The organism is Vibrio mimicus CAIM 602, from assembly GCF_000338875.1.
Classification (GTDB): domain Bacteria; phylum Pseudomonadota; class Gammaproteobacteria; order Enterobacterales; family Vibrionaceae; genus Vibrio; species Vibrio mimicus.
Genome location: NZ_AOMO01000033.1, coordinates 45,865 through 72,256, shown reverse-complemented (window position 1 = coordinate 72,256; position 26,392 = coordinate 45,865). Strand labels below are relative to the sequence as shown.

23 protein-coding genes and 2 pseudogenes are annotated in these 26,392 nt (G+C 41.6%); 13 read left to right on the top strand and 12 right to left on the bottom strand.

Features of this window, described 5'->3' with window-relative positions:
• Positions 1–141 precede the first annotated feature (141 nt).
• The 3 genes and pseudogenes from D908_RS08520 to D908_RS08525 all read left to right on the top strand — a co-directional run bounded on the left by D908_RS08520 (position 142) and on the right by D908_RS08525 (position 3,615).
• Positions 142–1,089 carry a UDP-glucose 4-epimerase family protein gene (locus D908_RS08520; protein WP_005524823.1) on the top strand — a complete coding sequence of 316 codons (948 nt, stop codon included), beginning with the start codon at positions 142–144 and terminating at the stop codon, positions 1,087–1,089.
• Positions 1,089–1,644, top strand: a pseudogene (locus D908_RS0119455) (sugar transferase). Before D908_RS08520 ends, D908_RS0119455 begins: the two are co-directional and overlap by 1 nt.
• 30 nt (positions 1,645–1,674) lie before the next feature.
• Entirely contained in the window at positions 1,675–3,615 is a 1,941-nt protein-coding gene (locus D908_RS08525; protein WP_005524820.1) for a polysaccharide biosynthesis protein, read from the top strand.
• Positions 3,616–3,692: 77 nt separating this feature from the next.
• Here the strand turns inward: D908_RS08525 and D908_RS08530 are convergent, their stop codons facing one another.
• The 6 genes from D908_RS08530 to D908_RS08545 all read right to left on the bottom strand — a co-directional run bounded on the left by D908_RS08530 (position 3,693) and on the right by D908_RS08545 (position 8,739).
• Positions 3,693–4,457, bottom strand: a complete 765-nt coding sequence (locus tag D908_RS08530; protein WP_005524818.1) for a serine protease family protein — start codon at positions 4,455–4,457, stop codon at positions 3,693–3,695.
• Between the two features lie 281 nt (positions 4,458–4,738).
• Positions 4,739–6,946, bottom strand: coding sequence for a YjbH domain-containing protein (locus D908_RS08535; RefSeq protein WP_005524816.1), 2,208 nt, complete (start codon positions 6,944–6,946; stop codon positions 4,739–4,741).
• Positions 6,943–7,134, bottom strand: coding sequence for a capsule biosynthesis GfcC family protein (locus D908_RS22945; protein WP_265181574.1), 192 nt, complete (start codon positions 7,132–7,134; stop codon positions 6,943–6,945). Before D908_RS22945 ends, D908_RS08535 begins: the two co-directional genes overlap by 4 nt.
• A 26-nt stretch (positions 7,135–7,160) precedes the next feature.
• A complete protein-coding gene (locus D908_RS0119450; RefSeq protein ID WP_265181573.1) occupies positions 7,161–7,712 on the bottom strand; it encodes a capsule biosynthesis GfcC D2 domain-containing protein in 552 nt (183 codons plus the stop codon).
• Positions 7,712–8,401: a YjbF family lipoprotein gene (locus D908_RS08540; protein WP_032467614.1), complete on the bottom strand. Its 690-nt coding sequence runs from the start codon at positions 8,399–8,401 to the stop codon at positions 7,712–7,714. The genes D908_RS0119450 and D908_RS08540 overlap by 1 nt, the downstream gene beginning before the upstream one ends.
• 62 nt (positions 8,402–8,463) lie before the next feature.
• Complete coding sequence (locus tag D908_RS08545; protein ID WP_000750464.1) at positions 8,464–8,739, bottom strand: hypothetical protein; 276 nt, start codon at positions 8,737–8,739, stop codon at positions 8,464–8,466.
• A 445-nt stretch (positions 8,740–9,184) separates the two neighbouring features.
• Here D908_RS08545 and D908_RS08550 point away from each other — a divergent pair, with 445 nt between their 5' ends.
• From D908_RS08550 to D908_RS08580, 7 genes are all read left to right on the top strand, one after another.
• Positions 9,185–10,327 carry a polysaccharide export protein gene (locus D908_RS08550; RefSeq protein ID WP_000039768.1) on the top strand — a complete coding sequence of 381 codons (1,143 nt, stop codon included), beginning with the start codon at positions 9,185–9,187 and terminating at the stop codon, positions 10,325–10,327.
• Positions 10,328–10,477: 150 nt separating this feature from the next.
• Positions 10,478–10,918 (top strand): arsenate reductase/protein-tyrosine-phosphatase family protein, encoded by a 441-nt coding sequence (locus tag D908_RS08555; protein ID WP_005524812.1) that lies wholly within the window; start codon positions 10,478–10,480, stop codon positions 10,916–10,918.
• A 78-nt stretch (positions 10,919–10,996) separates the two neighbouring features.
• Positions 10,997–13,156: a polysaccharide biosynthesis tyrosine autokinase gene (locus D908_RS08560; RefSeq protein WP_005524810.1), complete on the top strand. Its 2,160-nt coding sequence runs from the start codon at positions 10,997–10,999 to the stop codon at positions 13,154–13,156.
• 78 nt (positions 13,157–13,234) lie between these two features.
• Positions 13,235–14,410 carry an MATE family efflux transporter gene (locus D908_RS08565; RefSeq protein ID WP_134815419.1) on the top strand — a complete coding sequence of 392 codons (1,176 nt, stop codon included), beginning with the start codon at positions 13,235–13,237 and terminating at the stop codon, positions 14,408–14,410.
• A complete protein-coding gene (locus D908_RS08570; RefSeq protein WP_005524805.1) occupies positions 14,397–15,368 on the top strand; it encodes a polysaccharide pyruvyl transferase family protein in 972 nt (323 codons plus the stop codon). Before D908_RS08565 ends, D908_RS08570 begins: the two co-directional genes overlap by 14 nt.
• A complete protein-coding gene (locus D908_RS08575) occupies positions 15,365–16,246 on the top strand; it encodes a glycosyltransferase family 4 protein (RefSeq protein ID WP_005524803.1) in 882 nt (293 codons plus the stop codon). The genes D908_RS08570 and D908_RS08575 overlap by 4 nt, the downstream gene beginning before the upstream one ends.
• 151 nt (positions 16,247–16,397) lie before the next feature.
• A complete protein-coding gene (locus D908_RS08580; RefSeq protein ID WP_005524801.1) occupies positions 16,398–17,477 on the top strand; it encodes an EpsG family protein in 1,080 nt (359 codons plus the stop codon).
• 33 nt (positions 17,478–17,510) lie between these two features.
• Here D908_RS08580 and D908_RS08585 read toward each other — a convergent pair whose 3' ends face one another.
• Both D908_RS08585 and D908_RS08590 read right to left on the bottom strand, forming a co-directional pair.
• On the bottom strand, positions 17,511–18,326 hold the full coding sequence (locus D908_RS08585) for a glycosyltransferase (RefSeq protein WP_005524799.1): 816 nt from the start codon (positions 18,324–18,326) through the stop codon (positions 17,511–17,513).
• A gap of 6 nt (positions 18,327–18,332) precedes the next feature.
• Positions 18,333–19,340 (bottom strand): sugar transferase, encoded by a 1,008-nt coding sequence (locus tag D908_RS08590; protein WP_005524797.1) that lies wholly within the window; start codon positions 19,338–19,340, stop codon positions 18,333–18,335.
• Between the two features lie 662 nt (positions 19,341–20,002).
• On the opposite strand from D908_RS08590, the gene D908_RS08595 reads away from it, so the two are divergent.
• Together D908_RS08595 and D908_RS08600 are read left to right on the top strand one after the other, a co-directional pair.
• Positions 20,003–20,308, top strand: a complete 306-nt coding sequence (locus D908_RS08595; protein ID WP_000741699.1) for a VanZ family protein — start codon at positions 20,003–20,005, stop codon at positions 20,306–20,308.
• Positions 20,309–20,399: 91 nt separating this feature from the next.
• Entirely contained in the window at positions 20,400–21,716 is a 1,317-nt protein-coding gene (locus D908_RS08600) for an MBL fold metallo-hydrolase RNA specificity domain-containing protein (RefSeq protein WP_005524795.1), read from the top strand.
• Positions 21,717–21,772: 56 nt separating this feature from the next.
• Here D908_RS08600 and D908_RS08605 read toward each other — a convergent pair whose 3' ends face one another.
• The 3 genes and pseudogenes from D908_RS08605 to D908_RS0119445 form a co-directional block, all read right to left on the bottom strand.
• On the bottom strand, positions 21,773–23,011 hold the full coding sequence (locus D908_RS08605; RefSeq protein ID WP_005524792.1) for a mechanosensitive ion channel family protein: 1,239 nt from the start codon (positions 23,009–23,011) through the stop codon (positions 21,773–21,775).
• Between the two features lie 55 nt (positions 23,012–23,066).
• A complete protein-coding gene (locus tag D908_RS08610; RefSeq protein ID WP_005524789.1) occupies positions 23,067–23,639 on the bottom strand; it encodes a uracil-DNA glycosylase family protein in 573 nt (190 codons plus the stop codon).
• Positions 23,639–24,561 (bottom strand): annotated as a pseudogene (locus D908_RS0119445) (D-2-hydroxyacid dehydrogenase). Before D908_RS0119445 ends, D908_RS08610 begins: the two are co-directional and overlap by 1 nt.
• Before the next feature lie 72 nt (positions 24,562–24,633).
• Here D908_RS0119445 and D908_RS08615 point away from each other — a divergent pair.
• Positions 24,634–25,221 (top strand): YjaG family protein, encoded by a 588-nt coding sequence (locus tag D908_RS08615; RefSeq protein ID WP_005524786.1) that lies wholly within the window; start codon positions 24,634–24,636, stop codon positions 25,219–25,221.
• A 55-nt stretch (positions 25,222–25,276) separates the two neighbouring features.
• On the opposite strand, the gene D908_RS08620 is transcribed toward D908_RS08615, so the two are convergent.
• Positions 25,277–26,335 carry a CNNM domain-containing protein gene (locus D908_RS08620; protein ID WP_005524784.1) on the bottom strand — a complete coding sequence of 353 codons (1,059 nt, stop codon included), beginning with the start codon at positions 26,333–26,335 and terminating at the stop codon, positions 25,277–25,279.
• Positions 26,336–26,392: the final 57 nt, after the last annotated feature.

Genomic DNA, 26,392 nt, shown 5'->3' with positions numbered 1-26,392 from the left:
GTTTAGTCCAGATGATGAAGAAATCTGTGACCTTATAGTCAACAGACGTTAAAGACACTTCAAACACATATAAGTAAAATCAGTTGCCGTGAACATGTGGTACGGTACTCGTTTGTCAACCGCTTCAAATCAGGAGGAAGATTGAGACTTTTAGTTACAGGTAGTTCCGGCTTTGTTGGTAGTGCTTTTGTTGAACTTGCTGAGAGCCAAGGTGATACGTGCATTAAGCAAAGACGTTCATCAAATGGTAAAAGTGATGACAATGTTTTCCTCGCTGATCTATCCAGTCCGACGGATTGGTCGCTAGCCTTAAAAGATATCGAATGTGTAGTGCACTGTGCGGCGCTCGTACATCAAATGAAAGGTGTACCGGAAATTGAGATTTATCGTCGAGCAAATACAGAAGGGACGGTATCGTTAGCACGTCAAGCGGCAGACGCCGGTGTTAAACGCTTTGTGTTTGTGAGTTCAATCAAAGTAAACGGCGAGAGCACAGAGAGTGGTTCACCGTTTAAATCTGATGTTTCAGTTGCACCAGCTGATCCATACGGTTTAAGTAAGTTTGAAGCAGAGCAACAGTTGCGTTTGCTTTCGCAAGAAACCGGAATGGAAGTGGTAATTGTTCGCCCTCCATTAGTTTATGGGCCAGGCGTAAAAGCAAATTTTCGCGCCATGATGCACTGGGTTAGCAAAGGAGTACCGTTGCCGCTTCGTTATACGGGTAACAAACGAAGCTTTGTGTTTTTGCAAAACTTGGTGGACCTTCTCTGGCATTGTACACGTCACCCCAATGCGCCAGGTAATACATTCCTAGTGTCAGATGACAATGATGTATCTACGTCTGAATTACTAGAAGGGATGGCCGCAGCGATGAATAAAAAAGCAATACTAGTTTATGTTCCGCGTTGGCTTATTGAAGGCTTGACTGACTTGATAGGCAAAAAAGCGATCTCAAACAGATTGTTTGGGGATTTGCAAGTTGATATCAGTGACACAAAGAAAATCCTTGGCTGGGTGCCTCCTTTTTCTATGGAACAAGGTTTAGCTGCAACAGCCAAAGCGTTTTTAACTCAAAGTAGGACAAAGTAATGATCCGGTTGTTAGATTTGATTTTTTTCGTTTTTTGGTTTGTTGCTCTTTTGGCCACTACTTTTGGTTATTACGCTAGTGGGGTATTTTGATACAGGGTCTCCCATTTTCATTCAAGAGCGTGTAGGTCGACATAAGAGGCCATTTAAGTTGGTCAAGTTTCGTACCATGTCAGTAGATACCCAATCGGTAGCATCACACCTTGCTAATACCAGTTCTATTACCAAACTGGGGGCATTTTTGCGTAAAACTAAAATTGATGAGTTACCTCAACTCATTAACGTGTTAAAAGGAGAAATGAGCCTAGTTGGTCCTCGTCCAAATTTGTTCAACCAAGAAGAGTTGATTACAGAGCGTGATGCACTGGGAGTCTACAATGTTCTTCCCGGAATCACTGGGCTCGCGCAAATTCAAAATATTGATATGTCTACACCGAGACTCCTAGCTCAAACTGATAAAAACATGATTGATACACTCACATTAAAGAACTACTTTCATTACATCATGAAGACTGTAACTGGAAGTGGTGCTGGTGATGCAGTGCATAAAAAATAATTTAACAAAAGAAACAATGAAGCAATTATTATGGCTAGGCTGAATTTTATCTGGAATCTATCTCGAGTAAATAAACGCATCATCAGTGTATTGATTGATGCGTTTTTCATCATTTTTTCATTTTATAGTGCTTATTGGGTACGGGTGGGGAATGTTGAAATTATTCATTCGGAAACTATTCCTTATCTTCTAACCACGGTTACCATCATTACAATCCTTGCGTTTACTCGGTTGGGATTGTATCGGGCTATTTTACGTTATCTTACGTTTCATGCCCTAGCAGTTGTGAGTATCGGAACGTTGATTTCTGCTGCATCTGTTGCTATTGCTGCATTCTACTTTGATGCTCCTGTTCCTCGTTCTTTGCCGATCATTTACGGGACTTTCTTGTGTTTGTTGTGTGGTGGTTCTCGTCTAATTGTTCGTGTTCTTGTGTCAGGCCTGAATGGAAAAGGGCGTAAGGCGGTTCTAATTTATGGAGCTGGTTCAGCAGGGCGGCAACTTGCGATCGCCTTGCGTAATTCAGAGAACTACAAAGTTGTTGGCTTCATAGATCAAGATAAGACACTCGAGAATACAGTAATTATGGGGTTACAGGTCTATGATATTAGATGTGCTGCATATTTAGTTGATAAACATGATGTCACCCAGATTTTGCTCGCTGTTCCAAGTGCTTCTAGGGCGCGTAGGAAGAAAATCTTGGAGTCATTGATCGATCTGTCTGCTGAAGTCCTTACTGTTCCAGATATGAAAGATATTGTCGAAGGTAAGGCCTCTATTGACCAGTTAAAAGATGTAGCAATTGAAGATTTGCTTGGACGAGACCCTGTGACTCCTCAGCAATGCCTGATGGAATCCAATATTTTAGGTAAAGTAGTTATGGTGACAGGCGCGGGAGGATCAATAGGCTCTGAACTCTGTCGCCAAATCATTCGGCAAAAACCTAAAGCATTGGTGTTGTTTGAACTTTCAGAGTTTGGGTTGTATCAAATTGATCGAGAGCTTAAACAGCAAATGGAAGCTGAAAGCCTACATGCTGAAGTAATCCCTTTACTTGGTTCAGTACAGCGGATTAACCGTCTTATGGTCACAATGAAGAGCTTCAATGTTCAAACTGTTTATCATGCCGCAGCGTATAAACACGTGCCTCTAGTTGAATATAACGTTGTTGAGGGGGTTCGGAATAACGTTTTTGGGACGTATTATGCTGCACAAGCTGCGATTGAGGCGGGAGTTGAATCTTTTGTTTTGATTTCTACTGACAAGGCGGTGCGACCAACCAATGTGATGGGAACGACTAAGCGAATGGCAGAGCTCGGATTGCAAGCATTGGCTGAGCAAGAGAATCGAAAAATCAAAGGTACTCGCTTTTGTATGGTGCGTTTCGGTAATGTCCTGGGTTCATCAGGTTCTGTGGTACCACTGTTTAAACGCCAAATTGAGGCTGGTGGCCCGATCACTGTTACTCATCCAGACATCATTCGTTATTTCATGACTATTCCTGAAGCTGCACAACTGGTGATTCAGGCGGGAGCAATGGGTAAAGGTGGTGATGTATTTGTTCTTGATATGGGAGAGCCAGTACGGATTACCGATTTAGCGGTGAATTTAATTCAGCTTTCTGGTTTGGAAGTGAAAGATGAGCAGCATCCTTATGGAGATATTGCTATCGAATTTACTGGATTACGTCCTGGTGAAAAGCTCTATGAAGAACTACTTATTGGCGATAACGTTGAGAAAACCGCTCATGAACGGATTATGACGGCAAAAGAGCGGTATTTATCTTTGGTGGAATTTGAAAAGCTCTTTAGTGAATTAGATAAAGCTTGCCACGAGTTTGACCATGAGCGTATTCGTGAGCTATTGCTCGAAGCACCGACGGATTTCAATCCAACAGATGACATTGGGGATCTTGTATGGTGCCGCTTAAAAGATGGCAGCGAAAAAATTGAAAACATGAAAATTCACTAGCCTTATTATGAATGAAAGCCCTAACGACTGTTTAGGGCTTTTTTGTATTAATTCAGAAATATTCTTCCAGAGTTCTTTTAGGGATGCTCTACTTGCTCGGCTATTTGGGCGAGAACTTCCTCAGGCCTATCTTCCCGCCATGCCAATCTGTGGGTTTGCCCACCGTAGTACTGGTTTACTGCGTTATCAAGCCATCCACGAACGTAGTTAATTGAAACAAATAGGCTGAGTCGGTCGTAAGGAAGGGTTTCACCGCTCAGTAAGCGGGTATTGTCTTTATCTGCCATCGCCGCAATGATGCCGACCAAATCACCTCGGCTGTTAAATGTACCGCCGCCACTCATACCTGCTTGAACTGGGGCGTCCATGATGCTTGCTGGACAATCCTTAAAATAACGATAATTCACGAAGTTTAAATCCATTCGATAGTGGCCACGCCCGGTAAGAATATCTCCGCTACCATTTACGCCGTAAGTGATCACTGCTTGATCTTGATAAACTAAGCCCATATTTGGGAAATTTTGCCCGCGATTATCAGATTCAACCAAAGCAATATCACAAGTCGGGTGATAGGCGATCACTCGGTCATAATTGAGTTTGGCCACATGAGCTGCCGTTAAGCTTAAGTTTTCAGTGATGGGAACGCTTGAACCGTAACCAAAGTAGATGAGAGGGATTCCTGTCATCTCAAAATCAATCGCTGGAGCTTTGTCATGGGTCACTATCTGTAAGGGGCCATTGCTTGAAACACAACCAGATAATGCTAATGCCGTTATAAGAGTGGCGAAATACGTAGGTAAAAACTGTTTTGATGAAAACACATCAAAATTGAGAAGGTACATAAGCCCCTCCTGAAGATTCTCATTGTGATATTGAGATCAAGATGCGCATTCAGGATCGTTTTTATTGCTCCTGTGAGTATAGACTCCATTTTTAATGTTGCATAATGTCACATTTTCTTTTGTTTTTATTGATGCGTGAGTCATTTAATTGTCAATTTATAAAGTTATGAAATAAAAGTAATTCTATTAACTAGATGACATAAATATGGCGGTTTGGGTGGCAAAAAAATCTTAATTTTTCGGGTATAAAAAAAGCCCCATACTTTATGGGGCTTAGGGGGTTATTTAGAAAGAGGTTTAATAGGGCGGGTAAACCAAGGTGAGCGAGCATCTGTCATATCAAATAGCGTATATTGACGCCCTAACATTTGCCCACCATCACGTTGCAGAGGTAGCCAAGAGATATTGACGCGCTCAGTGCTGGGACGGATTGTCATCAAATCCAGTGGAATCGAAATATAGAAACCTTTTGAGAAGCTGCCTTCACCAAACTCCTCAGCAGAAAGATCAGTTTTGGTCGCGAAAGCACCTGCGATTACACCACTTGCAAACTGCTTGGAGAAATCGATAGTAAAACCGACATCTTCAGTCAAATAGCGGCCTGCACTGAATTTCAGCAACGTATTGTCTAGGAGAGACCAAAATTGTGGTTGCCAGTAAAGCGTAGCATGACCAGTAACGGTTCCTGTTTGTACTCGATAATAACGTCCAGTTTGTGGGTCATATTGGCGTTCTTGTTGGTAAAGACCAAAAGTTGAGCTTGGGTCGCGCTGTTTGACGTAGTTACCATCAATGCCGATAGCCCAGTTTTTACCTAGTGGGCGATAGAGGATTTCGCTGCCAACTCCGGCAAACATGGTTTCCAGATAACCCGCGTAAGCTTGACCATAGAATTGACCAAACTGATCAAAATAGGTCAGTTGTAGGTTATTAACCCGTATTGTCTCATCAAAATATTGGCGCGACAGCGTACGCACGCGTTTTAAATCTGTGCCATCGGGTGGAACCGTATAGTTATACTTATCGTAGTTATCGGTGAGGTTGCCATACACAGTACCAGAAAATAGCCAGTGATCGCCCGCCTTATAGCGTGCATTAGCATTTACACCGATAGCATATAGGTAAAAATCTTCTGATCCACCGAGCGATTGCTGTAATACAGGTGCAAAACCAAAGCTCCAACGTTCGATTTGCTCTGCTTTTAAATCACCATTGATTGGGGATGGGTTGCCTTTTCGTTTTGCATCATCGAGTTTAGCATCAGGGTAATCGTGATCCGCTATACGTTTGAATGCTGCACTATTGAGGCGGGTTTCGGTTAAAGGCTGATCTTCGCCAGTTTCAATAATGCGGTAAGTTCTGGCGTTAATACCTGTATTGGCAATCAAGGTTGCAGCTCTTTGTTCTGCTTGTTCGCGGTCTCGGTATTTTACCTGAGTCCCTTTAATTACTACGCTGTCTTGCTCTTTATATACCTCGACAGGCTGATATCCAGCGACTATGGCAAGCTCTTGAGTCAGTCGCTGCCACTCTTCATCACTCAGCTCCATTTTACCGGGAGTAGCTTGATAAGTTGGAGCGGGAGAATCTACCCAAGTTGGGGTTAGTGCAGCAACATTAGTACCTAAAGTGAGTCCAGCAGTAAACGTATTACCACGTTCATAGCTTAAACGTAGATCAGCCCAATCACTGAGAGCGTAAACCACACCAAAATTCCATGGTGTATCGACAGGCATCGAGTGCTTACCGCGGGTGGCTGGGAAATCACTGCGGTAGTCATTGCCATCGTATTCCACTTTTAGGCGTAATGGTTCAAAAGGCGTTTGGTATTCGACACCACCAAATAACGCAGTACAACCAGTGAACATCCGACCAAGGTCAAACATTCCTCCTTTACCGTCATAGTTACTATCTCGTCCACAATCGGGAGTTTTCGACTTATCGCCAGTTAGATTTGCGCGATTACCTAGGTAACCCCAGCCCATGCCAAGAGTAAAATCGAGTGAGCCAAAATTTTTACTCGCGACCAAGTACTCGCCATCAAAAAGCCCTGTGCCACCGACATCGCGTAAGCCAAGCGCAATCTCTGGCATCCAGTAGCTCTCTTCCCACAAGCGCAGCTTGGCATCAATCGATTTATCGGTGTATTTAGTATTCCCACTAAAACTGGCATCACTGCTATAAAGCAATTCATGCACTTGGGTATAGCGTACTGTGGTTTCTAGCCAAGGGAAAAGCTGCAACGAAACAGCATAATGAATGTAATCATCGTTATTGGTCACCGCGAGGCTGAGTTCACCTTCGGGCATCATGCGGGCACTAGGTATTTGGATTAGCCCTGTACCGCCAAAATCCGTTTGTGAGTGGCGCAGTTGCGGATAGCTGAATTCATCAGCATAGGCGGGTTTAGGCAAGGCTAATGCGCTACTGACTAAAACCGCAAGCAGTGAGAGTGGGGTATTAAGTTGAAGACAACAGCCATTTTTCATAGGGGTAATCTATTTCTCAATAGCTCAATCACTAACTGGTTCGCGTCAGTGTTTGGGGTATTTGGGTAAAAAGAAGAATCGTGCAGTGGGAGCGGAACGTACACAATTGCACCGGGCGCTACCTCGGCAAAATTCATATTCCAATAAGCTACAGAGTGGACTTGTACAACTCCATCAGGTTGAATCACCACAATTTCAGCAATTTTTTCATCAATTAATCCTGCCGCTTGGGCGTAATCTTTTGCCGTTTGACGCTTCGCCAAGTTACATCACCAGGTTTATGTACAGCACCATAAACCGAGACCTCACCTACTCTAGGGTTGAGAGTAAGTAGCCACTGACCATTCAAACGAGGGTTATCTTGAGGGGCAATACGGGTCCAATCCGGATCGATTGGTGCAAAAACTCTCTTAGCGAAGGCAGAAAGGCGTAGCTGAGAGCGCATTTTTTCCCATAATGCTTTTTGCTGTATAGGTGCGGAAGATTGCTGATGCGCCATAACCAATAAAACATGCTGCTTAAAAGAGTATGGATGACTTAAATCAAACAGCCCGGCACTGAGCCAATCAATATCCAATGTGCTTAGCTGGTAATGTTCAAGTGTTTGCATCACGGCCTGATCAAGGCGGATTGGTTCAGCAAAGCGCAGTTGTGTTGAGCTGCCTTCAAAACGTATTTCTAGTGTTGTAGATAGAGGGGATGCAAACAATGAGTGAGTACTTAGCCCACCAAGTAAAATAATCAAGGCTATCCAAGGTTTAATCATCAGATACCTCCTTGATTCAGATAAGACTTACCGACTGAGAGAGCATAGCGGTTCAAGCCCGGGGCCAATTGCTGTTCGGTTGCGACGACCGCCCCTGAGAGGGGGTCGATCCAGTAATAGTTGTGGTACTGCTGATCCAGCGCAGGAATTGTGACTTGCTCATTGAAAAGCAATAGAGGGCGAGATTCACCATTCGGCAACTGCTTGATTTGTTCACCCTCATTCACAAAGCGAGATTGCGCCAAATAGTGAAAGTGATAGCCAGGTTGCCAGCTTAAATAGAACTCCCAATAACGAGGTGTACTAGATTGATGCAATCCTAATAAAAGTGGATCAACAGAAGTAGATTCAATGTTGATTAAATTTCCGCCGTCTAAATTCAGTGTTTTGGTAATTCGTCCACCTTCAGTGATTACCATTTCCTGTCCAGAGGAAAGCCACTTTAAAGCTATGTTTGAGTTATTTTTGGCGGGTTCAGCCCAGGCTAACACCATCAAAGCGAGCGGGTTGTTATTTTGTTGAATATAAATGCTCGCGTAAGGAATACTCGCTACTTTTTCTGCAGAAAGAGCTGGTTGTTCAGGCCCCAAAATAGCAAGCTGCAAAGAGTCAGATAAATGCTGCGCATTCTTTGCACATCCTGAAAGAAGAAATAAATGACAGAAAAGTAAATAATGTAATTTTCGCATGTGAGATCAATCGGAAATATTTAAAAAAACAACCGCGTAATGCGGTTGTTTTAAAGGTAAGGTTACTGCGCCGCTGTTACAGTGGTCGTAGTTCCTGTACCCGAGTTGCTTGCTGCTGCTGCGGCAATACCAACAGCAACGGCAGTTAGACCTACTGCTGTTGCTGTTACAGTACCCACCGCTGCTGCGCCAGCAGCACCACCGCCTGCTGCAGAGGTTGTTGCTGCAGTTGTAGTGGTAGAAGTGCTAGAAGTCGTCGCTGCGGCTTCTTCTGTTGCAGCTGCTGCCACACCACTAAATGCAAACATCCCCAGCAACACAAGTGCTGTTTTTTTCATAGTATTCTCCATGAGAGATATTAATTACATCGATGTATATCCGCTGTTATTTGCGGACGACGCAAAAGATAAACAGAATTGCATTTAATGTAAACAAAATAAAGGAGTCTAAAATGAAAGATATTAATAATATACTGGAAATTTGCGGCTCATAATGAGACCGTAAAATAGGAAAATATAAGCTTCACAAGGCAAAGTAATCTCTGTATGATTCCGCGTCAAATTAAGATGTTTAGATGGCATGTTGGTGTGAACGAGTAATTATCGCCTGATGATGTTTTAATCATTAATAAGGCTTTTTGTGAAATGACTCGCAGTTAAATGATGTCACTATAGCTAAAAAAGGAATATCCGCGTTAGGAGGAACGACACCTCAGGGCGGTAGCGTAGGAAAAAGCTGCAAACAGCTTCAAATTATTAAAATCGGAATCGCAAGGTTATTCGCGTGTCAAAGAAGTATCTGCTTTTACTCATTTTCTCTACTGGGCTTGTAGGATGTAGCATTCCCGGCGCTCATCTTCCAACAAGCGATAAAAACATCGCTTGGGAAGCGGAAGAACAAGAATCTCTTTCAGCGTTGGTAAACGTTTATCCGGTGACACCAACACTGATCAAAGAACTCAAATACCAACAGCAAACAGTGGTAACTCAACCTAATCTCACCTTAGAGCAAGAGGTATCTCTTTATGAGTATCGTATTGGCGCGGGTGACGTACTGAACGTTACTATCTGGGATCATCCAGAGCTAACGATTCCTGCAGGTTCGTACCGCAGTTCAGCTGAAGCAGGTAACTGGGTGCATGCTGATGGCACCATTTTCTACCCATATATTGGTCAAGTCAGTGTGGCCGGTAAAACCGTGACGGAAGTTCGTAAAGTATTGGCTGAGAAACTCGCTAAGTTTATTGAGGCTCCCCAAGTTGACGTCAATGTTGCGGCTTTTCGCTCACAAAAATCCTATATTACCGGAGAAGTGACAAGCCCTGGTCAGCAACCTATCTCCAATATTCCCCTTACTTTACTTGATGCGGTTAACCGTGCAGGTGGAATCACTAAAGATGCAGACTGGCGTAATGTGACTTTGACGCGTAACGGTGTTGAAGAGCAAATTTCTTTGTATGCATTAATCCAGAAAGGTGACCTTACTCAAAACCGCTTATTACGTGATGGTGACATCGTACATATTCCGCGTAACGATGCACAAAAAGTATTCGTTATGGGTGAGGTGAACCAACCACAAATGCTTAAAATTGACCGTACTGGAATGAGTTTGACCGAAGCTCTAAGCACGGTTGGTGGTATTAATGAAGCGGAAGCTGATGCAACTGGCATCTTTGTTATCCGCAGTAATCAACATGGTATTGCCATGGGGCAAGACGAACCGATCGCCAATATTTACCAACTGAATATCCAAGATGCGACAGCACTGGTGATGGGAACCGAATTTGAGTTACGCCCTTATGATGTGGTTTACGTTACTGCTGCACCAGTTTCACGCTGGAACCGTTTGGTGCGTCAGTTGCTACCAACTATCAGTGGCTTCAATGAAATCACCGAAGGTGCACTACGAGTTAAAAACTGGCCTTAATACATTCTCGATTCCTCCCCTTAGTCGGGGGAGAGTAGATCAATTTTAAAGCATGTATAGGTGTCAAAAAATCACAGAATAGCAGTTGAGAAAATGAAACGCACAATTACACTCAGCAGCTCGTTTTTCATGAAAACCTAAGAAAATAAGATGTTTAACAACATACTAGTCGTCTGCGTTGGCAATATCTGCCGTTCACCGATTGGTGAACGAATATTAAAACAACAACTTCCTCATAAAAATATCGCTTCTGCTGGTCTCGCCTCTGAAAAAAGCCGACTTGTCGGCAAATCGGCTGATGCTATGGCTATCCAAGTGGCACAAGAACACGGTGTCTCGCTGGATGACCATCAGTCACAACAGCTTACCCCACAACTTTGCAGTCAATTTGACCTCATCCTCGTGATGGAGAAGGGGCACATTAGCGCCCTGAGTGACATCGCACCCGAAGCTCGTGGTAAAACCATGCTCTTTGGCCAATGGATTGGTCAACGTGACATTCCCGATCCGTACCGCCAAAGTAAGGAAGCGTTCGATCACGCTTATTCCCTAATTGAACAAGCGGCTGCGGCTTGGGTAAAAAAACTCTAACCGAAATTGATTATCAACAGGCTAACTAACGCCCCTCGCTGGGGTTAGACGCTATTTAACTCTAAAACAGCAAAAACTATGACAGCACAAACATCAAAGCGCACCATCGACTCCGCCTCTGACGAAATCGATCTGGGCAAACTTTTTGGCTTACTGCTTGACGGAAAATGGATCATTCTCTTTACCACAATGGTTTTCGCCGTTTTTGGGGTAGCGTTTGCCATTCTTTCAACGCCCATATACAAGGCGGATGCCTTAATTCAGATCGAATCCAAGAAAGGCGGTGGCATCTCATCGCTGGTGGGCGGAGATATGGGCGAACTGTTCAGTTCGGACTCTACCGCCACCACAGAAATTGAAATCATCAAATCACGGATGATCTTGGGTGACACAGTGGAGAAATTTAATCTCACTACACTCGTCACTCCGGATTATTTCCCTGTAGTAGGCAAAGGTATTGCTCGTTTAAGTGGCCAAGTAAACCAATTGCAAGTGAGCCGTTTTGAACTTCCTGATTTTGCCACCGCCCATGAGCACAAAATCGTAGTACAAGATGCAGAGCAAGGTATCTACCAGCTTGTGCGTGGGGATGGAAAAATCATCCTCCAAGGAATAGCTGGACAGCTTGCAGAGCAAGATGACTACCGATTGTTTGTGACTGGAATTGATGCTGAAAGTGGCTTTGCTTTCAATGTTGCCAAAATCAATGAATTGGATGCGATCAATGAACTGAAGAAAAACCTCTCTATCGCAGAAAAAGGTAAACAGACTGGAATCGTTGAATTATCACTGACTGGTGAAAATCCAGCGAAAATTCGTGTGCTGCTCGATAACATTAGCCAAAGCTACTTTCTACAAAACGTAAAACGTAACTCGGCCGAAGCGGAAAAGAGTCTGAGCTTTTTACAAGGCCACCTGCCAGATATCAAAACCGATCTGGAAAGCGCGGAAGATTTGCTAAACCGCTACCGTCAAGAAAATGATTCGATAGACTTGAGTCTTGAAGCCAAATCTACCCTTGAGGTAATGGTAAAACTAGAAGCACAACTCAATGAGCTGACATTTAAAGAGAGTGAAATCAGTCAGCGTTTTACCACCGATCACCCGGCTTATAAATCATTGCTGGATAAGCGTCAGGTACTATTAAAAGAGCGTGAGCGTTTAAACCACCAAGTACAAAAGCTGCCCAAAACCCAGCGCGAAATCTTGCGCATGACACGTGATGTGGAAGTGAACCAGCAGATCTACCTGCAACTACTCAATAAAGTGCAGGAACTGAACGTGATTAAAGCAGGCACCGTTGGTAACGTGCGCATTCTGGATAACGCGCAAGCCTATGCTCAACCAGTGAAACCGAAAAAACCTCTGATCGCAGTATTAGCAACTTTATTGGGCGCAATAGCGAGTGTGGGGTTTGTATTGGTGAGAGCGGCGCTGCACCGCGGAGTCGAAAACCCAGATGATATTGAAGCGTTAGGGCTTTCGGTTTATGCCAGTGTGCCGAAATCAGAGATGCAGTTGGGTTTTGAAAAACTGATGAAACGTCGTAAGAAAGATGAACTCACTTTACTGGCGGAATACAACCCAGCAGATCTCTCAATTGAAGCGCTGCGTGGTTTACGCACTAGCTTGCACTTTGCGATGATGGAAGCGAAAAACAATATCCTGATGATATCTGGCCCTGCGCCGGGCATTGGTAAATCTTTCGTTTCAACCAACTTTGCGGCTGTGGCGGCGAAAACCGGCCAAAAAGTACTGCTGATTGATGCCGACATGCGCAAAGGCTACCTACAAAAGCCGTTTGGCCTACAGTGGGAAAATGGCCTTTCTGATTATCTTGCAGGAAAGTTACCGCTAGAAAACTGCATTAAAACTAGCCAAGTAGAAAATCTCTCTGTCATGACCCGCGGGCAAGTGCCACCCAACCCTTCTGAACTGCTCATGCATAAGAGAATGGAAGAGTTGCTGCAATGGGCTTCAGAGCATTATGACTTAGTGATTGTTGATACCCCGCCGGTACTGGCAGTTACGGATCCTAGTATTGTCGGAGCACACGTCGGAACCACCTTAATGGTGGCGCGTTTTGGCCAAAATACGGCGAAAGAGATTGATGTGGCTCGTCACCGTTTTGAGCAGTCCGGTATTGAAGTCAAAGGGGTTATTTTCAACGCAGTGGAAAAGAAAGCCTCTAGTACTTACGGTTATGGTTATTACAATTATTCATATCATAATGATTAGAAAAAATATTCTGTTATTACTAGAAAGGTATATTTGGCTTTTATCAGGTTTTATATATACATTTTATCTGGCAAAAAAATGGATATTGACGCTTATGGTCAATATAGTTTAATTCTTAGTTATGTAACAATAACAAGTTTTTATTCTTTATTGAGTTTGAATCAAACTGATGTAAAAGATTTAGTATCAAAAAAAAGCAGTTTTATTAATCTTTCCGTTGGTAAGCTAAGTATATCATTAGTTGTTTTTTTATTTGTTTGGATTGTAACATACTTATATTCAAGTGTTATCTTTGTAGATGTTGGCTTGCTAATATTGCTATTGCTTCTTTTATCATATTTCTTTCATGGTGCATGCTATGCGGAAATATTGACACAGAGTAATCTAGATATAGAGGTTTATTTGTCAGTGAAAGTAGCAATAACGATAATTTTATTGTTATTTAAGCTATATGTTGTAAATGAACAGATTACCATTTTGGATGCATCTATTTTGTTTCTATTGGACTATTTTCTGTTTTTTTTATGGAGTTGTATTTTCCTAATTATAAAAAGGCATAGTTTTTGTGGAAATAGAATAGATAATATAGGATGGTTGTGGTGGAGTAAATGTGTCAGTGAATACTTAACTAGGCTTAAAGAAAATTATCATCTTGTTTTAAGTGCTATAATTATCACAACATATTCAAAAATAGATCAATATATGTTGGGTATTCTTTCTGGAAAAATGAGTGATGTGGCTTATTTATCAGTAATTTCTAAGTTTCAAGATGGATTAATTGTAATTGTTACTGTGTTTGGGATGTCGTCTTTCCCAGGTTTAATAAACTCTAAAATGAATGATAATTATGGTTTCCTAGCTAGAGAGTTTATTTGGAAATCATTTAAAATACTGGTTTTTATCAGTGTGTTATATTTCCTTATGTTGCCATATGTTATAAAGTTTGTTTTTGATTCAGAATTAGACAATGGAATCGCATTAATTTATTCAATATCAATTTTATTTTGTGGGTTAAATGTGACTACGGGTAGATTATTGATTATTGATGGCCTTCCAAACATTGCGTTATATAGAAATATACTTGCTTTGTCAGTGAATTTATTAGCTAATTATTTATTAATACCATTATTTTCAATTAAAGGTGCTGCACTCGCTTCTTTAATCTCTTGGTTCATATCTGGGTTTTTGTTTTTAGTTATATGTAAACAAACAAGATATTATTTTTTGGGTTGTAAGTTAAATGAAAAAATATGAAAAAATAGGATTGTTAGACACTACTGTTTCTACTCTGAATGTAGGCGATAGAATAATATATGATTCTTGCTTTAATCAAATTAGTAATGTTTTTCCTGTAGAGCAATTCTTTAATATAAGCACAAGGGACTATTTATCACCATTCTCAATAAATATACTTAACAATGTAGACTATAACTTTTTAATGGGAACAAATGCTCTTAGTAGTGATAATCTATTTAGAGGACCTTGGAAATTAACACCATTACACATTCCATTTATTAAAAAAAACAATATAGTAACATTAGGTGTTGGTTGGAATTCATACCAGAAAGAGCCATCATCATACGCAAAAATTTTTTATAAAAAACTATTATCAAAAGATCTCTTACACTCTGTAAGAGATAACTATACCGCACAGATGTTAAAAAAATCTGGAGTTGAAAATGTTATAAACACATCTTGTTCAACAATGTGGAATTTGACTGAAGAAAATTGCAAAAAAATCAATTGTGATAAAAAAGACAGCGTTGTCTTTACTTTAACTGATTATAATAGAGATCATGAAAAAGATGCATTCTTAATTGATTTGTTAGTAAAAGAATATAAGGATGTGTATTATTGGATTCAAGGATCTGATGATCGTAAATATTTCGATATTTTCGATAGAAACATTACAAAAAGCATAAAAATAATTCCACCTAGATTGGAAGAATATGATTATATTCTTCAGTCAAAAGAGGTTGATTTTGTAGGGACAAGGCTCCATGCTGGAATAAGAGCATTACAGAAATATAGAAGAGCAATTATAATAGGAATCGATAACCGAGCTATAGAAAAGGCAAAAGACTTTAATTTGAATGTCGTACCAAGAGAGAACATTTTCACTAATCTAAAAGAAGCAATTTTTCGAAATGATAATGTGCAGATACACTTGCCTATGAAAGAAATTGAGATGTGGAAGAGGCAGTTTAAGTGATAATACATATTGTTACAGGAATTAATAATAAAGCACCAGTGAAAATATCCATTTCTCTTTGTGAAGAGGCTATCTCTTGTGGGGAGAAGGTTTTAATGCTTTATTTATCTAAAAATAAGTGTGACAACTCATTAATTAAAAACATCGAGAGCAAAGGTATTCATGTAGAGCAGTTCAAGTTTAAGCATATTTTTTTATCCGGTGTTTTTCATTCGCATGGAATAAAACCTGATCTATTAGCATTTGCTTTGAAAGTTTTCTTAAAAAAGAAAATAATGTCTACTTTGCATTGTAATCCACATAAAGAGTTTAGTGGTAGATATGAAAAAATAATATTGCCTCGGATATGGTTATTAATGTTAAAGAGGTTTGATAAGTTAATTGTTTTAACAAACTATATTAAAAATCAAATTGGATTATCTACTAATGCGATAACTATTTATAATGGGATTGATTTATATATGTCATCTCCAAAATCTAAAAGTATAGATAATAAAATTAGAGATTTTAAAAGAAATAGGAAATTGATATTTACTTATGGTGTTCTTAGGAATATTAAGGGTTTTGATTTTTTGATAAAATCAATGTCCGATTTGGGGGATAATTATTGTTTGATTATTGCTGGTAATGGGGAAGATAGAGAAAATCTAAATACTATTATTAATAATATGGATCTTGATGATAGAGTGCTTTTGATTGGACATGTTGAAGAACCATATAAATATATGTCAGAGGATGATGTGTGTGTTTTTCCATCAAGAAGTGAAGGGTTTCCTTTGTCTATTATTGAAGCTATGTTGATGGGCAAGAAGCCTTTAGTTACAGATATTGGACCTTTTGTTGAAATTGGAAATCATGCAGATCTTTTTTTTGTTTGAAAAAGACAATTCAGAGTCATTTAAATATGTTCTTCATGAAATGAAAACACCTAATAGTTTTAATAATGTTGAAGTGGCTAAAAGTAAATTCTCAGCATCTGAATGTTTTTATAACTACAAAAAAATATATGATACATTAAGAGGCTTTTAGGTGGCATACTATTACTTCTTATTGATTATTTCATTTGGCTTCTTATTTAGTAAAATTAACTACCTGATAGGTAAGTATATATATATTTTCTTGATTGCATTTCTTTTTGTTATTAGTGCGTTTCGAGTTGGAGTTAAACCTGACTATTATAACTATGAGTATTTTTATAATTTAATTTCTTCAGGTTATGATTTTTACCAATATGGATTATATGGTGTTGAATATAGTTTTTTAATCATATCAAGTTTGTTTTCAGAGTTTGAATCTGGATTTAGATATACACTTATTCTATACTCGTTATTAACAATGTTGTTTATTGGTTTGGCATATCCTAAATTGACAAAAGAGCCAATTTTGGCTGTTGCAATTTATTATTCATTTTTCTTTATAGTAAGAGATATGGGAGTAATAAGAGCAGGGTTAGCGTATGCTATATTAATATATGCATTGGTTTTTTATTCAGAAAGAAAGATTTTATTATTTTCAATTTTTGTATTGTTTGCTTCTGTTTTTCATCAGTCAGCAATGGTTTTTTTTGTTCTGATGATTTTTTATTTTCATAATCCAAATTCTGATAAGTTATTTTACATTCTTGTTTTTTCTGTAATTTTTTATATATTTGGCATGTCTCATCTTATAATTGAAGTTCTTTCATCCGGCGGTGGTTATGTTTCTGGTAAATTTCAAGATTATGGTAAAGAATCAGAATTAAATTATGTATTGGGTTTTTTAGATATTAATAATATTAAGAATTTTTTACTATCTTTAGTTGGAATTCACCTATTTAGGAAGAAAATTGTAAGTGGAAATTTGTTTAATGTTTTACTCATGGTTTTCATTGTTGGGACATGTGTCAGGATTGTTTTTCTTGATTTCTCATCTATAGCTGGAAGACTATCTAGTATATTTATGTCAGTTGAGCCTCTTTATATATCGATGCTTGTTGGTTCAATAAATAATATTAGATATAAAATTATTGCATATATAATGCTGTTTTTATATTGCTTCGGCATGTTATATCTAGGTATTGAAAAATACGAAACGTTAGAATATCAGACTGTAATTGAGGAAATATATTAACTCCCTGGTTACGTCAGAGAGTTAATATGGTGATTAATACTTTCTTAATGTGGAGTATACGTTGTGAAATATGTTTTTAGGTATTAATCTAGATATAATCCTTAAGGAATAGTATATGAATGGAAGTATGTTATTGCTCAATTTTAATTCGTATATTTTCTTCAACATGAAAGCTTCACTCTTCACATAAGTAATCCCTCTTCTACGTTCTAGCATTCCATTACCGATTCGAGCACTGACCAAAGCTTCATTCATGTTGCTTATGTTGTATCCTCTAGCTATCAGCCTTAGCCATAGATAATAGTCTTCCATATATGGTAGGTGATGGTATCCACCAACATCAATAACAGCACTTTTTTTAAAAATAACAGCCATATGGTTTAATGGGTTTCTGCGTAAACTGTAGTTTTTTATTTCATGACCTGCTGGAACTCTTTTAATTCTACAAGGGTTCTGATAATCATTTTCGAATTCATATATATAAGCACTAGACACTGCGATATCTTTAGCTGTACACATATAATGTATTTGTTTTTCAAATCTATTTGAATGGTTTACGTCATCAGTGTCAACGCGGATTATGTATTCATGTTTGCATGATGCTAATCCAGCGTTGAGTGCATCACCAAGGCCTACATTCTTAGGTAGAATTACTTCATTTAATGGAAGGATACTTCTCCATTTATTTAATACATAGTAAAGCTCTTCAGTTAATGGACCATCATGAACAACAACTATTTCATTTGCGGGTAAGCTTTGCCAAGCAAGACTCATAAAGCATTGTTCTAGGTACTCTGGTTTTTCTTTGTTATATAAAGAACAGAGAACAGAGAAATCTGGGTAAGTCATATTTCTTTATCTCCCCATTCCAAACAAAACGGTTTTAACAGTCAATAACAGGATCTTCAATTCTATCTTCCAGTTTTGATGTTTGATGTAGTAAACGTCGTATTTATGCTTCCAGATCGCATCTTCTACTGATGCGCCATAAGGGTATCTCACCTGAGCTAATCCAGTCACACCGGGTTTGACTGCGTGACGGAAGCGGTAATATGGGATGACCTTCTCGAGTTCTTCAATAAACACTTCACGTTCTGGTCGTGGGCCAACCATCGACATTTCACTTTTCACCACATTGATCAATTGTGGCAGCTCATCGATTCGAGTTTTACGAATAAATTTTCCCACACGAGTCACTCGTGCATCATTTTTACTTGCCCATTGTGCTCCATGTTTTTCGGCATCATTACGCATTGAGCGGAATTTAATCACTTCAAATTCACGGTTATATTGGCCAGTGCGTTTTTGTTTGTAAAAAACAGGACCTGGAGATTCAAGTTTAATCAGCAGTGCAGTGATTAAGCCAACAGGAATAGCAACGATTGAAAGTAGTGCGACGAACATTAAGTCGATCGCTCTCTTTTCCCATGAATGACGTTTATGAGAAAGTATTGAAAACGCTTTTTGATGCAGGAAGTAACCTGAATGTAGCAGTTCAACTTCGGTATAACCCATGCGGCGATCGAAATAGCTCACCAATGGCTCAACCCAAGCTCCGTACTCTGTCGCTTGAATTAAGAAAGCTTGCTGTTCTCGGCTGAGTTCTGCACTTTTGTAATGACAAAGAGTTTTATTTTTGAAATTTTTAACTTGATAGTTGTTTATCTGATAACGGATATCATGCTTAGAAAATACATTTTGAATACGCCCAACATCTTGCTCTGGGCAGTAGATGAGAACGGTACTATCAACCAGAACTTCGCTATGTGCATTATGACTGGCTTTGGCCTCTGGGCGAGTTATTGCTGGTGCAGTCGCATTTACCCGCTGCTCGTTAACTGTTTCGTTTAAAATATCACTCATATCCGTTAAGTTTTCTCAATTCTCAAGAGCTATCGCCCAACCAATTAATAATATGTCACTCCAGTTACCTAGTGCATGTGTGACACTCGACGTTAAAGTATTTTTCAGCCACTATTTAGGTGTATTGTTGGCTTTTTTTATTTGAGTGCGGATTTTAATCTAACTTACAAGTTGGATAAAGTTTTAATTAAAAATCATTAGTTTGTGTTATTGATTAATTTGCTCGTTGTATGGGTTAAGTTTGCGATGAGCTTCTCTTTTGTGTGTGTTGATTTTCTTATTCTTCGATGAGTTGATTTTTGTTTTTATAGTTTCTGCAACATCTGCATTAGAACTATTTCATATAAGTGTGATTTTGTCGGTACAGTTCACGGTTTTTTGGTGGGTTTGAGTAATCTGTTTTCTTATTGATACTTCTGATTTAATTGTAAATAAGGAGTTTTAGGTTTAAGAAAATGCCCATGGCACTACTATTTTCTTGTATCTGCGATTAAAAATAATTCTTTTAATGCTTGTGTTTTGAGCGATAAACATTGTTGGTTAATAATAGAGCTAATGAATTTGCTGTTTAATTTGTCATTAAATTATTTTAAGAGAGATAAATGGAAATCTTGGGTAATAAATATGGAGTAAGGTTGTTTCGTAGTATAGGAATTTTGGCAATGGCTGCGGTGTGTTACCTCTCTTTTTCTCCTTCTTTGGTGAAGGTAGTAGATATTCCTTATATTGATAAAGCTGAGCATAGTGTGGCTTATTTGGTGTTAACGTTGCTCGGTTGTGCAGGATTAGCGCGCAGAGTATGGCTAGTTCCAGTGCTTTTATTTGGTTTTGGTGTGGTCGTGGAAGTGGTGCAAGATGTGATTGGCCGCGAGTTTTCATGGGGAGATATGGCGGCAAATGGCGTGGGTGTATTACTAGGAATGGTTATCTACTCATTTGCTTGTCGCTACTTTGCTGGGCGTAGTTAAGTTTGAATGATTGGCTCAATTTTCGTTGCTTATGGACTTTATGTGAGTGCGAAAGAGCGTCAATGTGTGGTGCAAATCAAGGAGAAGCGACATGGAAGTGATTCATCACGGTGGTAAGGAGAGTGTCACGGGCTCATGCCATGAGTTGCGTTCGGATGGGCAAGCTTTACTGATTGATTGCGGTTTATTTCAAGGTGCTGACGAACGCCCGCTAGAGATAGATTTTGCAGTCAATCATCTCAATGGATTGGTGTTGACTCATGCTCACATTGACCATATCGGCCGTTTACCTTGGCTATTAGCGGCAGGGTTTAACCAACCGATTTTTTGCACAGCAGCAACGGCGGAGTTGGTGCCGCTGATGTTGGAAGATGGTTTAAAGTTGCAATTGGGTATGTCACCCAAGCAAAGTGAGCGTGTACTTACTCAGGTACGCCGTTTACTTCGGGTTCAGGATTACCAAAAGTGGTTTGCTTTGCAGCCGAAACGTGCCGATTCATTCTATATACGCTTTCAACCAGCTGGACATATTTTGGGTTCGGCGTATGTGGAGATTCGCCTACCAAATGGTGAAGTGGTGGTGTTTTCCGGTGATTTGGGGCCAAGTCATACGCCTTTGTTGCCTGATCCTCTCCCGCCTGAACGTGCCGATTATCTGTTTATTGAAACCACCTATGGCGACAAGCAGCACGAGGATGTGCAGAGTCGGGGTGATCGTCTGCGCACAATGATTGAGCGTTCATTGAGCGATGGGGGTGCAATATTAATCCCAGCGTTCAGTGTGGGGCGCACCCAAGAATTGCTATTTGATATCGAACAACTCATCTTTTCGCATCAGATTGACGCAAATTTACCGATTATTCTTGATTCACCCATGGCGCAGCGTGTTACGCGATCTTATCGTCGCTTTAAGCAGCTATGGGGAAGAGAAGCCAAAGCGCGACTGCAAATGCATCGGCATCCTTTAGCATTTGAGCAGTGCATTACAGTGGAAGATCATCGAACACATGAGCGTTTAGTTAACCGCTTGGCTTCAACCGGAGAAGCGGCGATTGTGGTTGCAGCATCGGGAATGTGTCAGGGTGGGCGAATTATGTATTATTTAAAAGCCCTGCTGCCTGATGAAAGAACCGATCTTATTTTGGCGGGCTTTCAAGCCGAAGGTACGCTTGGGCGTAAAATTCAAAGCGGTGAGCAGTCGGTGTGGATTGATGGCGATGAAGTTGAAGTTAAAGCGCATATTCATACGATGTCGGGCTATTCAGCCCATGCCGATCAAGCGGATCTTCTGCGTTTTATTACGGGTATTGCTGAAAAGCCTAAGCAAGTGCACCTTATTCACGGTGAAGTTTCCGCTAAACAAACCTTCTCCGAGCAGCTTACTCAACTTGGTTATTCGGTGTTTTAACCCGTGTTGAGAACGCATTCCCTCCCCTTGTAAGGGGAGGGTGAGAGTGTTTGGGTTTAAACTCTCAGCGCTCGAAAATCATTACCAGTTGGCGCTTGAGATACGCGCAAGTCAAATTCAGGCAGTACCGCGTAGATGTGATCAAAAATATCTGATTGAATTCGCTCGTACTCTACCCACACTGTAGTGCTGGTAAAGCAGTACACCTCAAGCGAGATACCATCGTGAGTAGGCGCTAACTGACGTACCATTAATGTCATATCTTGATGAATATTGGGGTGATTACGCAGGTAACGCTCTAAATAAGCGCGGAAACTGCCAATATTCGTCAAGCGACGGCCGTTGATACGACACGCTAAATCCCAATGTTTTTGCTGGTTGTAACTGGTGATTTCCTGCTCTTTTTCTACCAAATAAGGCTCAAGCAGTTGGGCTTTCTTCAGTGCTTGTTTCTCTTCTTCCGTCAAAAAATGCACGCTGGTCGCATCAATTAAAATACTGCGCTTGATGCGGCGGCCTCCGGATTCTTGCATCCCTTTCCAGTTTTTAAAGGAATCAGAAATTAGCGCGTAGCTTGGGATGGTGGTAATGGTTTTATCCCAGTTCTGAACTTTCACCGTAGTCAGGCTTATATCCAGTACTGCACCATCTGCGCCGTATTTGGGCATTTCTAACCAGTCGCCGACGGAAAGCATTTTGTTGGCGGAAAGCTGTACACCCGCAACCAAGCCCAAAATCGGGTCTTTGAATACCAACATCACTACGGCGGTCATAGCACCTAAACCGCTAAGTAGGATAACGGGTGATTTGCCAATCAAAATCGAGGTAAAAAATAGTGCCGCGATAATAAACACGACGATTTTGATGCTCTGCAAAATGCCGCGTGTGGGGAGGTTTTTCCCGACTTGGGTTTTGCTGAGCAACAGTTCTAGGACATTGAGTATTGAGTAGGTGGCCAGCATGCTGAACACCACAATCCACAATGCTGTGACGGTATGCAGCACGTCGTAGGTGAAAGTGCCAGGGCTGAGCCACAACTGGGTTTGCACAGCAATCACCACACCTTGGATCAGCAAGGCAACGCGGCTAAACAGGTGTTCTTTGAATAACGCATTGCGCCAAACACTCTGTTCATGCCGGGTATGGCGTTTAAGCCACAGCAGCACTCCGCGATGTAAAATTAGATGGATAGCGATAGAAATGGCCGCAATCAGCCCCAACGCTTCCGCAACCTGAATCACACGTTCAATCTCAATATCAAACTGCTGTAACCATTGAGTCAATGTTTCAAGCATGGCGCCCTCCTTAATCAATCTGCGCGCCATACTATCATCAAATCGTAACTGCTTGCTATGTAAGCGCTTGCTTCACTCGCTGGCGTAGGTAGGGCACGACTTCTTGTTCAAACCAAGGGTGTTTTTTCAGCCATAAGGTGTTGCGAGGGGATGGATGTGGCAGTGGTAAAACTGAAGGTATCCAGCGCTGCCACTGCTGCACTGTTTCGGTCAACGTCGCAGGTTTGTCGGGTAGATAATAATTCTGAGCATATTGACCAATCAGGAGGGTGAGTTGCCGATTGGGGAGTTGCTCTAACACCTTCGCATGCCACAATGGCGCGCACTCTTTGCGCGGTGGTAAGTCACCACTACGCCCTTTGCCGGGATAGCACAATCCCATGGGCATGATGGCGATCTTCTCTTCGCAATAAAACGTATCACGATCCAAATCGAGCCACTGGCGCAGTCGATCGCCGCTGGCATCATTCCACGGAATTGAGGTGTTATGTACTTTGGTTCCCGGTGCTTGGCCAATAATCAAAATTTTCGCCGCAGGGTGGGCGCGGATCACAGGATTCGCGCCTAAAGGTAAATGTGGTTCGCAGACTTTGCATTGGCGAATTTCGGCCAGAAGTGACTCAAGCATCAGTAGCCTTTTTCAAAATCGATTTGATTACGTAGCGGCAAATCATCACGCCAGCGCTGATAGTTATCCGCGAAGATATCGACCACTTGCTCTGGGAAGCTGACTGCCGCAATGTGTGGTGTAATGGTGATCGCCGGATTTGTCCAGAATGGGTGCTCATTTGCCAGTGGTTCTTTGATAAACACATCTAAGAACGCGTGGCGGATATGCCCAGCAGCAATCAAATCAGGTAAATCTTGCTCAACCAGCGTTTTTCCGCGCCCAACATTAAATAGCAATGTTTGGTGGCAGTGGCTGAGATTGTCTTGATTAAGCAGGCCTTCGGTGGCTGGCGTATTCGGCAAGGTGTTGACTAGCAGATCAGCACGCATTAATGCCGAAGGCAGCTCACTGATGTGGTAAGTGGCATCGAAATCGCCCTCTTTGGCGGGAATGCCCGTGCGATTCACCCCAACGACGCGCAGCCCAAACTGTTTGGCTACTTTAGCCAAGTGGCTGCCAATTGAGCCGTCCCCAGAATCACCATAGTTTGATTGGCTAGGGAAGAGTAAGAGTGGGTTTGCCAGCGTTGCTCTGCTTGTTGCGCTTGGTAAAGATTGAAGTGGCGCTGATGTTGGATGGCATAGCCCATCACGTATTCGGCAATCAGGTGTCCGAAAATCCCTTTCACGTTGGTCAGTAGGTAGTTTTTACGCAGCTTGGGTGCCATTAAAGTATCCACACCGGCGTAAGCTGAATGTAGCCATTGCAAGCGTGGAAATTCATCCAAACAACGAGCGGCCATCGGTGGCGCAGCTAATAAAATGGTCGCCTGTGCGCGATCATTGGTTACGGAGAGGCCTTCCAGTTGGCGCTCGATGATCAGCTCGCGGTAATGTTCATCGTGTTCAGTCAGAATATACAGCTGGTGGAAATTGTTCATAGGCGCGTCTTTTTTCCCTTATGTTTATCCAGTACACTTCCGCTGTCTTTTTCCGCAACGATTGAAGTGACTATGTTACAAAACCCTCTACAGCTTCGTCTTGAGAAGTTTGAACCTTGGCAACAGATTACCTTTATGGCCTGTCTGTGTGAACGTATGTATCCGAATTACGCTATGTTCTGTGAGCACACGCAGTTTGCTGAGGCGCGTATCTACCGTGACATTCTCGACAGCGTGTGGGAATTGATGACGGTAAAAAATGCCAAAGTGAATTTTGAGCATCAGTTGGAGAAGCTTGAAGAGCTGATCCCAACATCGGATGCGTTTGATGTGTATGCAGTGTATCCAGCGATTGATGCCTGTGAAGGCTTGGCAACGCTGCTACACGGTCTGTTGGATCGTGATGATTTGGCGGAAGCGATGATTAAAGTGAGCCAGATTTCGGTACAAACCGTGGCACAACTGGAAGAAGCACAAACGGGTGAGGAAATCACCAATGACAACCAAAAAGAGAATGAAGCAGTTTGCGCGGAATGGGATGTGCAATGGGCGATTTTCCGTCCGCTTCGTGAAGCGGTTGAGCGCGATATTGACCTCATCAAAGATCTGCGTAAAGAGCTGCGTGAAGAAGGGTTAAGCAATATCGGAGTCGCTCTGTAAACTGACTGAGTTCAGATATTGATTATAGAAACGGGAGCTTCAGCTCCCGTTTTGTTTATTCCTCTTCGTCTCGGCTTTCAATCATATGATGCTTACGCTTCCAGTGCTCCCAGCGCTCGGTCGCCAGTTGCTGCATATCGGTCGTGCGGTCCGCTTCATCAATGATTTCTTCACCGAGCAGATGCTCGAAGATATCTTCCAAAGTCAGCAAGCCCTGTACAGATCCATACTCATCCACCACCAGTGACAACTGCAAACGCTTTTGCATCATTTGATCAAAGGCTCTAGGCAAGCTAAAGGTATTGAGCAGAACATGGATTGGACGCATCACATCACCCAGCAATACGTGCCCTTGACCGCTGTGCTTGTATTTAAACAACTCAAGGCGGTGCACAAAGCCAACGATGTTGTCTTTCTCTTCACTGTAAACCAGCGGGCGAGAGAATGGTGTATCGCGGTGTTTATTGAGAAACTCATCGATCGTCAGATCGGCCGAAACGCGGAACAGCACAGGTCGTGGTGTCATTACCTGAGTCACGGGTACGCTTTGAATAGCCAGCAAGTTATTCAGCATTTTTGACTCGCCTGCGGCAAGTTCACCGCTTTCGTTGGCGAGCATCGCAATTGCCGAAAGCTCATCGCGCAATTTCGGGGCCTCAACTTTACGGGCTAGGCGTTTAGTGATCTGTTCTGAGAACCAAACGAATGGGGTTAGTGCCCACACCATCCAGCGTAGAATTAAAGCCGCATGAGGCGCGAGTTCACGCCAGTAAGTTGCCCCTATGGTTTTAGGCACGATTTCTGACAATACCAGAATGCCTAAGGTGAGCACGGCAGAGAACAAACCTAGCCATTTGCTACCAAACACTACGGCAGCTTGAGCACCCGCAGTCGCAGCGCCTATGGTGTGCGCAATAGTGTTAAGGGTGAGGATAGAGGCGAGTGGACGATCGATATCCGCTTTCAACTCAGCTAAGCGAGTGGCTGCTGGGTGACCTTGTTGACGCAGTTGGGCAAGATAACTCGGGGTAATACTCAGCAATACCGCTTCTAACACTGAACAGATAAACGATACGCCAATCGCGACAGAAATATATATCGCAAGCAGAAACATAAAATTCCTTGGTTTTATTGTGTACGTTCGAACTCTTTTCTTCTCGCCAAGTTGTGT

Coding starts and splice junctions, on each gene's coding strand:
- D908_RS08525 (WP_005524820.1), top strand. CDS start 1,675: ATGGCTAGGCTGAATTTTATCTGGAATCTATCTCGAGTAAATAAACGC.
- D908_RS08530 (WP_005524818.1), bottom strand. CDS start 4,457: ATGTACCTTCTCAATTTTGATGTGTTTTCATCAAAACAGTTTTTACCT.
- D908_RS08535 (WP_005524816.1), bottom strand. CDS start 6,946: ATGAAAAATGGCTGTTGTCTTCAACTTAATACCCCACTCTCACTGCTT.
- D908_RS0119450 (WP_265181573.1), bottom strand. CDS start 7,712: ATGATTAAACCTTGGATAGCCTTGATTATTTTACTTGGTGGGCTAAGT.
- D908_RS08540 (WP_032467614.1), bottom strand. CDS start 8,401: ATGCGAAAATTACATTATTTACTTTTCTGTCATTTATTTCTTCTTTCA.
- D908_RS08545 (WP_000750464.1), bottom strand. CDS start 8,739: ATGAAAAAAACAGCACTTGTGTTGCTGGGGATGTTTGCATTTAGTGGT.
- D908_RS08555 (WP_005524812.1), top strand. CDS start 10,478: ATGTTTAACAACATACTAGTCGTCTGCGTTGGCAATATCTGCCGTTCA.
- D908_RS08560 (WP_005524810.1), top strand. CDS start 10,997: ATGACAGCACAAACATCAAAGCGCACCATCGACTCCGCCTCTGACGAA.
- D908_RS08565 (WP_134815419.1), top strand. CDS start 13,235: ATGGATATTGACGCTTATGGTCAATATAGTTTAATTCTTAGTTATGTA.
- D908_RS08570 (WP_005524805.1), top strand. CDS start 14,397: ATGAAAAAATATGAAAAAATAGGATTGTTAGACACTACTGTTTCTACT.
- D908_RS08585 (WP_005524799.1), bottom strand. CDS start 18,326: ATGACTTACCCAGATTTCTCTGTTCTCTGTTCTTTATATAACAAAGAA.
- D908_RS08590 (WP_005524797.1), bottom strand. CDS start 19,340: ATGAGTGATATTTTAAACGAAACAGTTAACGAGCAGCGGGTAAATGCG.
- D908_RS08595 (WP_000741699.1), top strand. CDS start 20,003: ATGGCTGCGGTGTGTTACCTCTCTTTTTCTCCTTCTTTGGTGAAGGTA.
- D908_RS08600 (WP_005524795.1), top strand. CDS start 20,400: ATGGAAGTGATTCATCACGGTGGTAAGGAGAGTGTCACGGGCTCATGC.
- D908_RS08605 (WP_005524792.1), bottom strand. CDS start 23,011: ATGCTTGAAACATTGACTCAATGGTTACAGCAGTTTGATATTGAGATT.
- D908_RS08610 (WP_005524789.1), bottom strand. CDS start 23,639: ATGCTTGAGTCACTTCTGGCCGAAATTCGCCAATGCAAAGTCTGCGAA.
- D908_RS08615 (WP_005524786.1), top strand. CDS start 24,634: ATGTTACAAAACCCTCTACAGCTTCGTCTTGAGAAGTTTGAACCTTGG.
- D908_RS08620 (WP_005524784.1), bottom strand. CDS start 26,335: ATGTTTCTGCTTGCGATATATATTTCTGTCGCGATTGGCGTATCGTTT.